We start from the raw sequence: 15,266 nt of genomic DNA, 5'->3' as shown, positions 1-15,266 counted from the left end.
CAAATGTGGTAACTGAGGTTGCAGAGTGCCCCAAAACACGCTTTTTTAGGGGCATTTAGCCCAATCGGGCAAATTCGCTGGGAGTCATTTGATACTGTTCCCGAAAACACTTTGCAAAATACTGTGGGCTGTCAAAGCCGACGCAGTAGGCCGTTTCGGAACTATTATACCCCTGTTGTAGAAATTGAGTAGCGCGTTTGAGTCGATAGATACGAATGATGTCACCCGTAGCCAGACCTGTTAGTGCTTTTACTTTACGGTGCAACGAACTGCGGCTCAAATTGAGTTGTTCGGCCAATTGCTCCACACTCAACGACGAATCGTCCAATTTTTCTTCGACGATGGCGTATAGTTTTTCCAAAAATGAATCAAACTGAACTGGCTCTGTAGCCTGCGTTTCGTTCGGTTGGTCGGGCTTGGCGGCCACAGGCCGTGCCAACTCTTGCCGCATCCGCTCACGAAACCGACGCTGGCGTTCGAGCAGATTGTGAACACGCAACGTCAACTCCTGCACGTGAAATGGCTTGGTCAAGTAATCGTCAGCTCCCCGCGTAAGACCTTCCAGACGATTTTCAAAAGTGACTTTTGCCGTTAGCATAATGACTGGAATGTGGTTGGTCTGCTCTTCTTCCTTGATTTTTTGACAGAACGTATAGCCATCCATCACGGGCATCATCACGTCGCTGATAATTAAATCGGGCAAGTCCGCCAATGCTTTTTCAAACCCGTCGGCTCCATTAACCGCCCGACTGATGCGGTAAAAGGCGGGCAAACTATCCACAATAAAATCTGCCAATTCCGCATTATCTTCTACCAACAGCAGATGCGGGGGCTCGCTATGACTTTCGTATAACATTGGCAAATCGGCCAGTGATGGCTCCTCCGTAATGGACTCTTCCTCCACCTCTGCAACCAAACGTTGGTCAGCCCGTCGGTAAGGGAGCGTTACCCGAAAAGTTGTGCCTTGGCCAAGGGTGCTTTCCACGGCAATGTGCCCTTGCTGCAATTGGACCAATTCTTTCACCAACGCCAGCCCAATGCCAGTACCCATCCGAGTGTCAGGACTAAACCCCTCTCCTTGATTATCCAGCACTACCTCAGGCGACTGTTGAAAAAAACGGTCAAAAACTAACGGCAATTTATCGGCCGCAATGCCCACACCCGTATCCGACACCACCAGTTCCAAATCGGTAGAAGCATACAACGAAACCGTCACTTGTCCTCCTTTTGGCGTAAACTTCAACGCATTCCCCACCAGATTGGCAATAATCCGCCTCAGCTTTTCTTCATCAAACCAATAGGTACCACCAACCGCCGACGAAACTGACAAGACGATGCCTTTTTGGATGGCTTCTTCCTGAAACAAGCCGACGGTCTGCTCTACAAACTGGTCGATATCCCCTTGTACTTCCTGAACCGTCAGCACGTTGGCGTCGAGTTTGGCGGCATCCAACAATTGATTAATCAGGGATAACAACTGCTTGGCATTGCGGCTAATCGACTCCAAGCGCTTGACGTAGGGCGTACCCGCCAATTCTTGAATCAAGCCAGCCATTGGGGATAGAATCAGGGTCAGCGGAGTACGAAAATCATGCGTTACGTTGGTAAAAAAACGAGACCTTATTTCGTCGAGTTCACGCAATTGCCGCGCTTCCTGCTGACGAAGCGCTACCGACTGCCGCAATTGCAATTGGTTTAGTCGTAACCGAATACCGTACCAGAGACTACCCGCCACCACCAGTACATACAGCACATAAGCCCACCAAGTAGTCCAGAAAGGAGGGGTGATGATAACGGTCAATCGGCGCACGTAGGGACTCCAAATACCCGACGTATTGGACGCATTGACCAGCAGCGTATAGCGGCCTGGCGCCAGCGTGGTGTAAATGGCCTGCGGCTGACTCGTTTCCACCCAATCATCTTCCACGCCTTCCAGCTTGTAGCGATAGTGGTTTTTGCCTGGCAAGTTGAATTGCAAAGCGGCGAAATATACCGTCAAAAAATTCTGATTATAGGGTAATGTAAGTTCGTGAATGGCATGAATAGGCGACTTAAGAAAAGACTGAGGGTTGGGCTCAACCAACCGATTATTGACATACAACTCGGTTAGTTCCACTTTGGGCTGAAATGAATCATCCCGTAATTTAGCTGGCCAAAACGACGTTATCCCTTCTACCCCTCCCATCGTGACTTGTCCATTGGGTAGGAGAAGGTAATGAAAGCGGTTAAATTCATTGGCCAGCAACCCGTCTTCAGTGGTGTAATTTCGGGTCTGAAAGGTTTTACGGTTCATTCGGCATAGCCCTTTGTTGGTGCCAATCCACAGATTTCCGTATTGATCAGGAAGGGCAGAATAAATTACATTGTTGGGCAAACCATCCTGCTCTGTAATCCTCCGACACTGCCCCGACCGCTTGTCGAACGCACACAATCCTTTGCCAAACGTACCAATCCACAGCCGATTTGAATCTACGGGGTCTGCGCTTAAACAATAAAGTGTATTGCTACTGAGCGAAGTAGGCTGGTCGGGCTGGTGAACATACGTGCGTAATTGTCCCGTTTTTCGGTCGAACCGATACAAACCATGAGCCTTCGTGGCAAGCCAAAATGCCTGTCTATCGGCCACCATCTGTATAATTTCAGTAAGGGGCTCCACCTTAAAATGATGCTCGGAACGAATCCACTGGCGTTTTTCAGGCTCATAATACCATAAGTAATGAGCCTCTGTCTGCCATTGTAGCAGCCAAACACGGCCCTGCGCATCGGTCGCCATCGGCGTAATCGTTTGGACAAAGGGAATGGGAAAGTCAACCCGCTGCTCCTTGTGCGTGGCGGTATTGATATGAAAGATAGTCGATGTACCACTATTAACCCAAAGACCTCCCTGATGATCTAGCGTATAGCGAAACTTATACGGGTCTGTGTTTTGGCCCAAGCGGACTTGATTGGCTGGTAGATGTACCCCTTGAACAAACACATCTTCCTGAAAACCACGTTGATAACGAGCCGTTTGGAAGCTATTTGTTCGTAAATCGTATTTGCGCACACCCGAACCGTTGGTGCCGACCCAGAGGACATCTGAGTGATCAATGAGCAGACTGGTACAAAAACCAGTTTTTAACGTAAAATTGGTCACCAACTGAATATTGGCCAAGTCAGTAAAGCGAAACAGGCTGTTCCGTTGATCAAAATAAACTTCTCCCCGACTATCGGTCAAAAAGTGGATACCCCACAAGTGGTGATCTTCTAATGACGCTTTATCATCGCTAGGCAATCGTTGCGATTGAAAATGCCCTGTTTTGGGGTTGAATTGGCAGACATAATGATGGGTACCCAATAGCAACTCCCCCGAAGGTCGTTGGGCCATTCCATATATGGCCAGTTCGGGCAGTGCAAGCGGTGTCGGAGAATTTGGACGATAATGATGAAAATAGCCCATCTTCTCGTCGAACCGTTCCAAACCTGCATCCGATGTACCAACCCAAATCGTCCCCTGCTGATCTTGAAATACCGAGCGTATGTGATTTGAACCTATGGAATGCGGTTGATCATCGCGGTGCTGAAACCAGCGGGCACGGCGAGTTGTCATGTCATAACAGACCAATCCGTTGTTCTCAAAGGCCATCCAAAGCCTGTTTTGTCGGTCGGGGTAATAATGTCGGGCACCTATATAGGGCACCCTCAGGTGCGTCAGTTGTTTCAAGATGTCGGTAAAAACTTCGGTGAGAGGATCAAACATAACCAACTCCGCTTGTTCCGACGTAATCCATATACGTCCCTGATGATCAAGCAATAAAGAGTAAAGACTAGAAAAGGGTATGGATGATTTTCCAGTAGTATCTCCCTGTTCTCGGAAAACTTTTAAGCGGTTACCATCGTATCGGCAAAGGCCGTCGTGGGTAGCCATCCAGATAAATCCCTGTTTATCCTGTACAATACCCGACACAAATCCTTGTGGTAAGCCCTGTTGATTAGTAAAAAGTTCAGGTTGTGGAAAGTCCAGCGATTGCGCCCCTACAAACGACCCCAAAAAGGTTAGACACAAAACCAACAACCATACCTGAATTCTATTCCGTAGCATCATAAAAGCGAAAGACATCTGGCCAAAGTTAGTAAACATGGCGGAGATAACTGACTTATGAAACGTTGAAATCATCCATCTACTTTCAAGATAGGGTTAAATTTGATTTTTGTCTATTTTATTTATACTTTGCGTATATATTTTAAACAGCAATACATGAAATCAATTACTTATTTTGCCCAAAATTTGGTTTGGTTACGTAATCAATTGGCACCTAAACTTTCTCAACAGCGTTTGGCCGATGAAATTGGCATCAAAAAATCTACCCTTGCCGCTTACGAAGTAGGGCGTTCTGAGCCCAATTTCGGTGATTTGGTAAAATTAGCCGCCTATTTTACTATTTCCATTGACGATTTTCTCCAAATAGACTGTAGTCAAAAAATAAAACCGGTTGCTCGGCACAAAACAACTGACCGAGTTTTGGTCACCACCGTAGATAGTACTACCCGCGAAAACATTGAATTTGTGCCCGTCAGGGCTTTGGGTGGTTATACCCAAGGATACGGCGATGTTGATTACGTGCAAAAACTTCCCGTTTTTCAGATGCCCTTTTTATCACGCGACCGTAAATACAGGGCTTTTCCCTACGTGGGTGATTCCATGCCACCCCTCAGAAGCGGCTCCGTTGTTTTTGGAGAATACATGGATAACTGGGGCAGTATAAAAAATGGCACCCTTTGCCTGATTGTCACTTCCGACGAAGGAGTTGTACTAAAAAAGGTATTTAACTACTTAGATGACAAGGGCGTACTTGTCCTAAAATCTCTCAACGAAAGGTATGCTCCCTATCCTGTTGGTATCAACGAAATACTCGAAATTTGGCAGTTTGTGGGCTATTTTGATGAGCGATTCCCAGAATAAAACCCATTACCATCATCCGTCATTTGTTAGATTACTGGTCAAAAATGGATTGTCAATTCCATTTTTGACCAGTACTAACCCTATTACTCCACTTTCACCACCTTCAGCGTCGCTTGCTGGTTAGCCGTCGTCACCTTCAAGAAATACATCCCCGTCGGTAACGCACTCACCCCAAACTCCTCTTGGTGGGTGTTCGTCTCAGGCACAAATTGTCGGCTCAATACTTCACGCCCTGCGGCATCAGTCAAGGTAGTTTGCACCACTTGCCCCTTGCTATTTTGGATTTGAAGGCGGAGCGTATTCGTGACGGGGTTGGGCAGAACGGTGGCGAAAGACACGTTATCAGTTATCTGTTTTCCGTTATCCGACCCTTGCCCATTTGCTCCTTGCCCTTTGCTTTTTGCCTCTTGCCCACTGCCATTTGCCCCTTCTCTCGCTGCTCCCACGCCTACGCCATCTCGCGACTGAATTCTGAACCAGTATTCTTGGTAAGCCAAGACATTCCCTTGCGGTTTACGCGTTGATGGGTAAATGCTGCCCCAGCCTTTTTGATCCCAATAACGAATACCTAACTTGTACAATCCTTTTGGTAACCCTGCATCGTAAACGTTACCACCCGCACCATTATCTTGGTAAAAACCGTAGGCGGGATGGTTTTGAGCGTACAACTCCGTCCAGCCCTCTCGGTTGGCGTACATGAAGTAAGGCGCATTATTTTCGTGCGTGTTGAAGGAACGAAGCACACCCATTTCGGGCGTCGCTAACATGTCGAAGGTCAGCGAACCATCGGTATTTAATCCACACGCTTCTACGTTGATAGTCCAGTAACGAGGTGCTTGTTTATTGGCGTTTTCGACATAATATAAAGTCGGATTTACCTGCGTGCTTTGTTCCAATTCAGGGCCACCATCTCGTGTGATGAATTGACTCGACCACGCCGAACGGTCATTTACCTTTACTGCCGATTTAGATTCACCAATATTGATCAACGTCACCACAAAGGCATTCCAGTAAACATCTTTGCGAATACTTTCGGCGCTCTGACAACCGCCTTCAAAAAGACACTTTGCCCAGTACGTTTGCTTCGTCACGTTGCTGAAAGCTACCTCAAAACTTGAGGCCGTTACGCCCGTGTTCCAGAACGTTTGGCTACCTGCGGGACAGTTGGCTGAAACTTTCACCGTCGTGCCTGTGCATACAATCTCTTGACTCACCGTAATCGCTGGCGCGACGTGAATTGGCGTCACTGTAAATGTCACTATATTGCTCTTCTCACTCACACAGCCATTTTCCGTCTGACAGCGAGCGTAGTACGAAGTCGTTTCCAAAGGTAAGGTCGCAGGCAAACTTGCCAAGGCCACATTTGTGCTGGCATTGTACCAAACTGTTCGCAGACTTCCGCATGACGATTGGCCACTGAAACTTGAACCACTGTTGCAGCTTCCCGTCGAGGACAACGATACCGTCGGTGCCGATGGAATTACGACCAATTTTAACCGCATCACTCCAGATTCACTTTCTACACAAGATGCTACTCCTCCCGATTGACGACAACGTACGCGGTAATTGTGGTACTGATTATCCACCAAACCTGTTGGCACACCCGCGCTGTATTCGCCACCGTCCACCGAATAAATCGTCACTTCATTTGCCCCACAATTGGCATTAAAACTAAGAGGTATATTCACCAAACTACACACTTCCTTGGTCTCTCCCACTGCTACACTCACACCGTCCACTAGCAGAGACACATTTTGTGGTACCGTTGAACGATAATTAATCGTCAATTCAATCGGACTCGTGTACGTCACAGCACAATTCGCATCGCAAGCCGCTTGGTAGCGGTGGGGTTGGTTATTGGACAACTGGGAAACTGGGGCATTGGGTGACCATGCGCTCCACGCACCACTGCCCACTTGGCTGCGCCAAACGGGATTGCCCACTACGCACAAACCCGAAACCGTAAACTGTAAACCGTTAACAGGATTCGCATCCGTGTCGCAGAAAGTTTGAGCGTTGCCTTCGTTGAGCGTTTGTTGAAGAGTTGTTAATGTAATAGTGGGTTTGCCTTGAACCGTCACCGTTGCACTGCCAGTTTGGACTCGGCTACATAGCGTTGATGAACCATCATTGACACTCACTAAACTGTATTCCACTATTCCCACTTGACCCGTGGGTGCTTCTAAGCTTACGCTGCTGCCACTAGTCGTGACGATGGTTTGAGCTGAGCCGTTATTAATTTTGTACGTAAATGTGTAAGGCGTTGTGCCACCCGCTCCCGTGAACGTGATTTTCGGCGAAATAGCATTCTTGCAGACAGTTGTTGTTCCCGCAATCGTCGCCGTAGGTGATGGATTCACCGTCACCGTGCTGGTCGCTGTCAAACTCACAAGGCAATTGTTTTTGGTAACACTTACCAGAGTGAGTATAACATCTGCCGTTGCATTGGTAGCCGTAATCGTCTGAGTCGTTCCATCCAAAAGCAATGTTTGATTACCCGTCAGACCCGTTAATGTATAAGTCAGCGTTGCGCCAGTTGTACCGCTGACGCTGAATGTCGCAGTATTCCCCGCACAAATCGGTCTGTTATTATTCGCAATCGTCGCCGTAGGTAATGGATTCACCGTCACCGTGCTGGTCGCGTTCAAGCTCACAAGGCAATTGTTTTTGGTAACACTTACCAGAGTAAGCGTCACATCTGCCGTCGCATTCGTAGCCGAAATCGTCTGTGTCGTCCCGTCCAAAAGCAACGTTTGATTGCCCGTCAGACCCGTTAACGTGTAAGTCAGCGTTGCGCCAGTTGTGCCGCTAACGCTGAATGTCGCATTGTTCCCCGAACAAATCGGGCTGTTATTATTCGCAATCGTCGCTGTGGGCAATGGATTCACCGTCACCGTGCTGGTCGCTGTCAAACTCACAAGGCAATTGTTTTTGGTAACGCTTACGAGTGTGAGCATCACATCTGCCGTCGCATTATTGGCCGTAATCGTCTGAGTCGTCCCGTCCAAAAGCAACGTTTGATTACCCGTCAGACCCGTTAATGTATAAGTCAGCGTTGCGCCAGTCGTGCCGCTGACGCTGAATGTCGCAGTGTTCCCCGAACAAATCGGGCTGTTATTATTCGCAATCGTCGCCGTGGGCAATGGATTCACCGTCACCGTGCTGGTCGCTGTCAAACTCACAAGGCAATTGGTTTTGGTAACACTTACGAGCGTCAGCGTCAGCGTCACGTCTGCCGTCGCATTCGTAGCCGTAATCGTCTGAGTCGTTCCGTCCAAAAGCAACGTTTGATTGCCCGTCAGACCCGTTAATGTATAAGTCAGCGTTGCGCCAGTCGTGCCGTTGACGCTAAATGTCGCAGTGTTCCCCGAACAAATCGGGCTGTTATTGTTCACAATCGTCGCCGTGGGCAATGGATTCACCGTCACCGTGCTGGTCGCCGTCAAACTCACAAGACAATTGGTTTTGGTAACACTTACGAGCGTCAGCGTCACATCTGCTGTCGCATTATTGGCCGAAATGGTCTGTGTAGTCCCGTCCAACAGCAACGTTTGATTGCCCGTCAGACCCGTTAATGTATAAGTCAGCGTTGCGCCAGTCGTGCCGCTGACGCTAAATGTCGCAGTGTTCCCCGCACAAATCGGGCTGTTGTTACTCGCAATCGTCGCCGTGGGCAATGGATTCACCGTCACCGTGCTGGTCGCTGTCAAACTCACAAGACAATTGGTTTTGGTAACACTTACGAGCGTCAGCGTCACGTCTGCCGTCGCATTATTGGCCGAAATGGTCTGAGTGGTTCCGTCCAAAAGCAACGTTTGATTGCCCGCCAGACCCGTTAACGTGTAAGTCAGCGTTGCGCCAGTCGTACCATTGACGCTGAATGTCGCTGTGTTCCCCGCACAAATCGGGCTGTTATTATTCGAAATCGTCGCCGTTGGCAATGGATTCACCGTCACCGTGCTGGTCGCTGTCAAACTCACAAGGCAATTGTTTTTGGTAACGCTTACGAGTGTGAGCATCACATCTGCCGTCGCATTCGTTGCCGTAATCGTCTGAGTCGTTCCATCCAAAAGCAATGTTTGATTGCCCGTCAACCCCGTTAATGTATAAGTCAGCGTTGCGCCAGTCGTGCCGCTGACGCTAAATGTCGCAGTGCTCCCCGCACAAATCGGGCTGTTGTTACTCGCAATCGTCGCCGTTGGCAATGGATTCACCGTCACCGTGCTGGTCGCGTTCAAGCTCACAAGGCAATTATTTTTGGTAACGCTTACCAGCGTGAGCATCACATCTGCCGTCGCATTATTGGCCGTAATCGTCTGAGTCGTCCCGTCCAAAAGCAACGTTTGATTACCCGTCAGACCCGTTAACGTGTACGTCAGCGTTGCGCCAGTCGTGCCGTTGACGCTGAAGGTCGCATTGTTCCCCGAACAAATCGGGCTGTTATTATTCGCAATCGTCGCTGTCGGTGGAGCGGGGTCTTCAAGGGTTGCTGTCGCCGCATTACTAACGCACCCTCCGTACGTAGCCACTATTTCTGTATAATTTCCCGCCCCCAAACCCGTCAAGGTAATCACTCCACTGCCGTTGGAGGTAAAATTAGCCGCCGAAACTGCTACACTGTTCTTTTTGTACGTAACCGAATAAACGGTATTGTTCAAAAATCCACTCAACGTAATGCTACCCTCTGAACCTCCGCAGGTTGTGGGGGTAGCTGTACCTATCGTAGGAGTAATAGTCGTGGGTGAAAGAAGGCTATAAGTATTATCCACATATAATGTCGGATTGTATTTGAGACGAACCCGTACCGTATAAGTACCCTCTGTCGTACCCGTACCACTTGTCAAATTGAACGGGTCAGCAGTAATATCTGCAAAAGTAGGCGTACCCGTAAAGCTGTTGCCCGCCACGATGGCATATTCTACCCCACCTGACGTATTGCCGTTAAGATCGCCCGTGAGGTCAATGCTGAGGCTGCCGGGTAAAGTACATTGTGAAGTAGGCGTAACCGTTGCGGAGAGCGAAGCCGCACCGAGGTACTCAATAATGACTTGACCTCCCGCATTGTTGGCTCCAGCAGTGTTGTTTTGGTTGCTGCCAAGATTATACGATGCTCCGCCGTTGCTTGGAGTAATGGCCGTTCCTCCCGTCTGACCACCTCCGCCGCCGGCGTGAAGACCAGTGCCGCCACCACCACCGCCATACCCTCCGCCGCCATTGCCGGTAGCAATACCGCCAAGCGCATTAAAGCCAGCACCACCGCCCATTGCCCCACCAAACCCACTGCCGTTAAGACCTCCTCCGCCGCCGCCGCCGGTAACAAGCCAATTGCCGCCCTGACCATTACCGGTAGTTATAAGGCCTGAGCCTCCACCAGAATTACCTCCGCCGCCGCCTGCAATAATCAGGGGCACACCGCCTTGAATACGAGTACCAGACCCTCCTCCTCCGCCGCCTCTATTACCATCTCCACCAGGAGCGCCAGCAACCGATTCCAGGACCTGACTGGACGATACAATAAAATCGCCAATCATTATTGCTCCTGCACCGCCATTATTGCCTCCTTTTGCTCCTTTAGCGGTAATTCTCACTTTATACAGTCCACACGCTCTCCAATAGCCCACAGTAACCGTTCGGCTGTGACCGGGGGAAGAAACAGTAAATACTTCGCCCGTAATATTAGTACAAGCTGTGCAAACATCATACGATGATTGATACTCAAATGCCCCTATATCTGCATTGCTGACTCCCGTCGCATTAAAAGGACGGGCATTTCCCTCAAAATCAGTAGTCGGTGCATTGGTATTGGTGCCTGCATCTATCGCGGGAGAACATTGCTGCAGGCGAAAATCACCCCCAGCCGCATTCACGAAAAGGGGGTCACTACTGATATTACCAGAACCGCCCTGTACGTTGGAATAAGTTATCGTACCACCCGAAACCCCTCCTCCATTCCCCCAAACGATACAATTGGTGATGGCTGCGTCACTTTGGTTATTGATCGTGACCGTCGAGCCTGTGTTACCGTAAAAGGTACAGTTCAGAATTTTAGCCTGATTGGTTCCTGCTCCGTTGTAAAGCGCTGAACCGTCGGCCGTTACCGTATTATTGAGAAACAAACAATTAGTAATCGTTGGCTGGGAATTGGCATTAGACATCCCTCCTCCGGTCGCGGCAAAATTGTTGCGAAACACACAGTTTTGGACCATTGGGGAAGCATAAGCATTCCACATTCCTCCACCCAGATTGGAAGGCGGGGTATCGGCGTAGCCTTTTTCTACAATAAAACCATCCAAGACAGCCGTATTATTCAAAGGAGAACCTGAGTTGAAATTATTGTTGATAACTCGGTAACTATTGTCGGTATCTAGTCCTGTGTCACCAATATTCCCACTCAAAATCGTGGCGTTACTGCGCCAATTTCGGGCTGTAAGCTCAGACTCCGTACCGTTAAAACCCCCATAAATAGCCACCCCACTAATCATTCTAAAAGAAATCCCTCGGTCAGTACCCGATGTAGGTTTATACGTCCCCGCCGCTACCCAGATTTGAGATACGCACGAAGGATACGTACGGGCTAACATAAGTGCCGATTGTAAATCTGTAAAAGCATTCGCCCACGAACTCCCATTATTGCTGCCGCCCGAAGCCGAGGCATTCACATAAACAATACCTCCCGTGGTATTGGCACAAGCCGAGCAAATATCATATGTACCTTGGTACTCATACGCCCCCATGTCCACCACTCCACCCACAGTAACGGCGTCCACACGATTGTTACCCTCAAAGTCTGTTGTTGGAGCATTTGTAGCGGTTCCCGCATCTATCGTGAGCGAGCATTGCTGCAAGCGAAAATCTCCTCCTGCTGCATTTACAAAACGCGGGTCGATGTCAATATTGCCCGTTCCACTAAAACCACCTTGCACTGTCGAATATGTTACTGTACCTCCTGAAACTCCGCCGCCATTTCCCCAAATAATACTGTTACTAATGGATGTAGCTGACCTCTGATTGTTAATAGTCGTCGTGCCTACATTACCATAGAAAGTGCAATTTACTACCCTCACCATGTCTGTAGCACCACCGTTGGAAATACCCGCGCCCGCGGTTGTTGCCGTATTGTTGAGAAACAGGCAGTTCGTAATGCTTGATGAGGAGTTATCATTGAACATACCACCTCCAGATACTGCATAATTATTCCGAAACACGCAGTTCTGAATATTGGGTGAGGCATTTGAATTCCACATACCTGCTCCCAAACTAAGTGGAAAACCGCCGTTCGCATACCCTTTTTCTACAATAAACCCATCCAATATCGCCGTATTTCCCAAAGGTGAACCCGAGGTAAAGTTATTGTTAATCACTCGGTAGCTGTTGTCGGTGTCTATTCCAGTATCACCAATATTCCCACTCAAAATCGTGGGATTACTGCGCCAATTTCGGGCGGTAAGCTGCGTCTCCGTACCGTTGAAGCCGCCGTAAATCGCCACTCCGTTAACCATCACAAAGCTTTTCATACGGGCATCGGCGGGAGACGTATTGCCCGAAGCATCAGCCGTCGGCTTGTACGTCCCCGCCGCTACCCAAATCTGAGATACACACGCAGGGAAGTTTCGAGCCCCATTAAGTGCCGATTGTAAATCGGTGTAAGCATCAGCCCACGAACGACCACTGTTGTTCCCCGAAGCCGAGGCATTAACGTAAACAATGCCATTGTTCCCGATGCAATTACACACACTGTACGACGATTGGTACTCATGGGCACCCATATCGGTATTATTTACCCCCGTTGCATTGAAGGGGCGACCATTTCCTGCAAAGTCACTGGCTGGTGCATTGGTATTCGTGCCTGCATCTATCGCGGGAGAACATTGTTGCAAGCGAAAATCTCCTCCAACCGCATTCTCAAAACGCGGGTCACTATTGACATTCCCCGTTCCACTCACGCCTCCTTGTACGTTCGAGTACGTCACCGTACCACCAGAAATGCCGCCGCCGTTTCCCCAAACAATACTGTTGCTGATGGAAGTCGCTGACCTCTCGTTGATAATAGTCGTCGGGCCTGCATTACCATAAAAAGTACAGTTTATCACCTGCACCATATCCGTACCACCTCCGTTGGAAATACCAGCACCCGCAGTCGTTACCGTGTTGTTGAGAAACAGGCAGTTCGTAATGCTTGATGAGGAGTTATCGTTGAACATCCCACCGCCAGACGTCGCATAATTGTTACGAAACACGCAGTTTTGTACTTTTGGAGAAGCATACGCATTCCACATGCCGCCCCCCAAATTGAACGGAAAACCGCCGTTTGCATACCCTTTTTCTACAATAAAGCCATCCAATATCGCCGTATTGGTCAATGGGGCACCCGACGTAAATGTATTGTTGATTACTCGATAGCTGTTGTCGGTGTCTATTCCAGTATCACCAATATTACCACTCAAAATCGTGGGGTTACTGCGCCAGTTTCGAGCGGAAAGCTGAGTCTCTGTGCCGTTAAAACCTCCATAAATTGCTACGCCATTTTTCATCACAAAGGTTTTGGTTCGGGCATTGGCGGGAGAGGTATTGCCAGATGCATCAGCCGTGGGCTTGTAGGTACCACCCGCTACCCAGATTTGTGCATCTGAACAAGCCGCCGCCAGCGCATCTTGCAGCGAGGTAAAAGCATCCGTCCACGAACTGCCGTTGTTGACTCCTGAGGCATTGGCTTTGACGTAAATCGTACCCGTTAGTTTAGGCGTAAGTGTATAAGTTTGGTCGGTAAAAACTCCAGGATTGTACTTGAGTCGAATCCGTACCGTGTATGTACCCACCGCAGTGCCTGTTCCAGTAGTCACGCTAAAAGGTTCAGCCGTAATGCTTGTAAACGTAGGGTTTCCCGAAAAACTGCCCCCCGAGACAATCGCATATTCGACATCACCATTGGTGTAGCCATTGAGGTCGCCCGTCAAATCAACACTTACACTTCCCTGATTGGAAGCGCAGGTAGGTTGCGTAGGGGTAAGCGTAGCCGAAATAGCCGCCGTACCGAGGCACTCAATAATGACTTGGCCGCCGCCGCTATTACTGCCTGCGGTATTGTTTTGGTTCAGGCCAATGTTGTAGGATCCACCACCGCCACCGCCGTCCCAGCCGTAACCACCATTGCCACCACTGTACCCGCCGCCGCCGCCGCCAGAAAAATCGTTGATGTTTTCGGCACAGCCAGGGCTACATATATGCCCGCCACCGCCGCCTGCCCCGAAACCGCCGCCGCCAAATCCTGTATTGCTGTTACCAAAACCACCTATTCCATTAAATCCGCCCCCGCCGCCACCACCAGAATATCCACCGCTGCTGTTTTGGCCGTTTCCGATATAGCCGCCGCCACCGCCACCGCCGTTGTCCGCCCCACCGCCATTGGTACCTGAGTTAGTGACAACACCTGGCCCTCCGCCATTTATAGAAATAGGAGTATTTCCAGAACCACCGCCGCCACCCGCGAGTATGAGCAAGGCTCCTATCTGTATTTGAACACCCGAACCACCGCCGCCGCCACCCGTCTGCACATTGGTCTGGCCAGGAGCACCTGCGATGGCTTGGAGTATTTGCCCTGAAGTTACCATGAAATCTCCAATCATGGAGGCACCATTTCCGCCCTTATTTGACGGTTCTTGAGTTTTGTGTCCCCCAACGGCTCCTTTAGCCGTGATTCTTACCTTATACGCCCCCCCCGCAGGCACCGTCCAAGAACTGGTTGTACCGCTCGTGCTGTGCGTTGGGGCAGAAACGTTGAGTACTTCGCCTGAGCAGGTTTGCGCTTGGCTTCGCAAGCATAGCGCCCCGCACAGAATCAATAAAAAAAGTTGAAGAGTTAGTTTCATAACTTACTTTGTAAATGGGTTGAAAAGGGAGTAGGGTTTTGTTTTAAGCGTTCGATTCTATCTTCGAAATACCACCAAACCGCCAAGCAAGCAAGCAGCGCCAGCATCCATAAAAACAGCCACCACAGCCTGCTTATAAAAGATTTTATGTCATTAAGAAAATTCATCTAGCAAGGTTAGTTTATAATCCATTTTTTACCAAAATTGACGCATCACAAAAACATCACAAATCACAAAACCCTAACAATCAATACATTAAAAATGCAAAAATGCCTTCAAGTGGCTTGAAGGCATTTTTGCATTTTTAATAGGATAGTACTTCGGGCATTAGAAGTCACCTACTCCACTTTCACCACTTTCAGCGTCGCTTGCTGGTCAGCCGTCGAAACCTTCAAGAAATACATCCCCGTCGGTAAGGCACTCACCCCAAACTCCTCTTGGTGGGTGTTGGTTTCGGG

Annotated in this window: 4 protein-coding genes; 1 reads left to right on the top strand and 3 read right to left on the bottom strand. The window is 49.2% G+C overall.

Annotation, left to right across the window (positions count from 1 at the left end):
• Nucleotides 1-55: 55 nt before the first annotated feature.
• Complete coding sequence (locus tag AC23N5_RS30685; protein WP_487758452.1) at nt 56-4,099, bottom strand: hybrid sensor histidine kinase/response regulator transcription factor; 4,044 nt, start codon at nt 4,097-4,099, stop codon at nt 56-58.
• Nucleotides 4,100-4,237: 138 nt separating this feature from the next.
• Between AC23N5_RS30685 and AC23N5_RS30680 the strand changes: the two genes are divergently transcribed.
• The gene (locus AC23N5_RS30680; protein ID WP_183973719.1) at nt 4,238-4,942 is read left to right on the top strand and encodes an XRE family transcriptional regulator; all 705 of its coding nucleotides are present in this window, start codon (nt 4,238-4,240) and stop codon (nt 4,940-4,942) included.
• An 83-nt stretch (nt 4,943-5,025) separates the two neighbouring features.
• On the opposite strand, the gene AC23N5_RS30675 is transcribed toward AC23N5_RS30680, so the two are convergent.
• Nucleotides 5,026-14,808: a choice-of-anchor Q domain-containing protein gene (locus AC23N5_RS30675; RefSeq protein ID WP_487758451.1), complete on the bottom strand. Its 9,783-nt coding sequence runs from the start codon at nt 14,806-14,808 to the stop codon at nt 5,026-5,028.
• A gap of 338 nt (nt 14,809-15,146) precedes the next feature.
• The coding region (locus AC23N5_RS30670; protein WP_487758457.1) for a T9SS type A sorting domain-containing protein at nt 15,147-15,266 on the bottom strand (120 nt) is incomplete at its 5' end.

This window comes from Runella sp. R5_40 (assembly GCF_057652295.1).
The sequence above is the reverse complement of the archived record's forward strand: the minus strand, read 5'-3'. Positions and strand labels throughout refer to the sequence as shown.

Coding starts and splice junctions, on each gene's coding strand:
- AC23N5_RS30685 (WP_487758452.1), bottom strand. CDS start 4,099: ATGTCTTTCGCTTTTATGATGCTACGGAATAGAATTCAGGTATGGTTG.
- AC23N5_RS30680 (WP_183973719.1), top strand. CDS start 4,238: ATGAAATCAATTACTTATTTTGCCCAAAATTTGGTTTGGTTACGTAAT.
- AC23N5_RS30675 (WP_487758451.1), bottom strand. CDS start 14,808: ATGAAACTAACTCTTCAACTTTTTTTATTGATTCTGTGCGGGGCGCTA.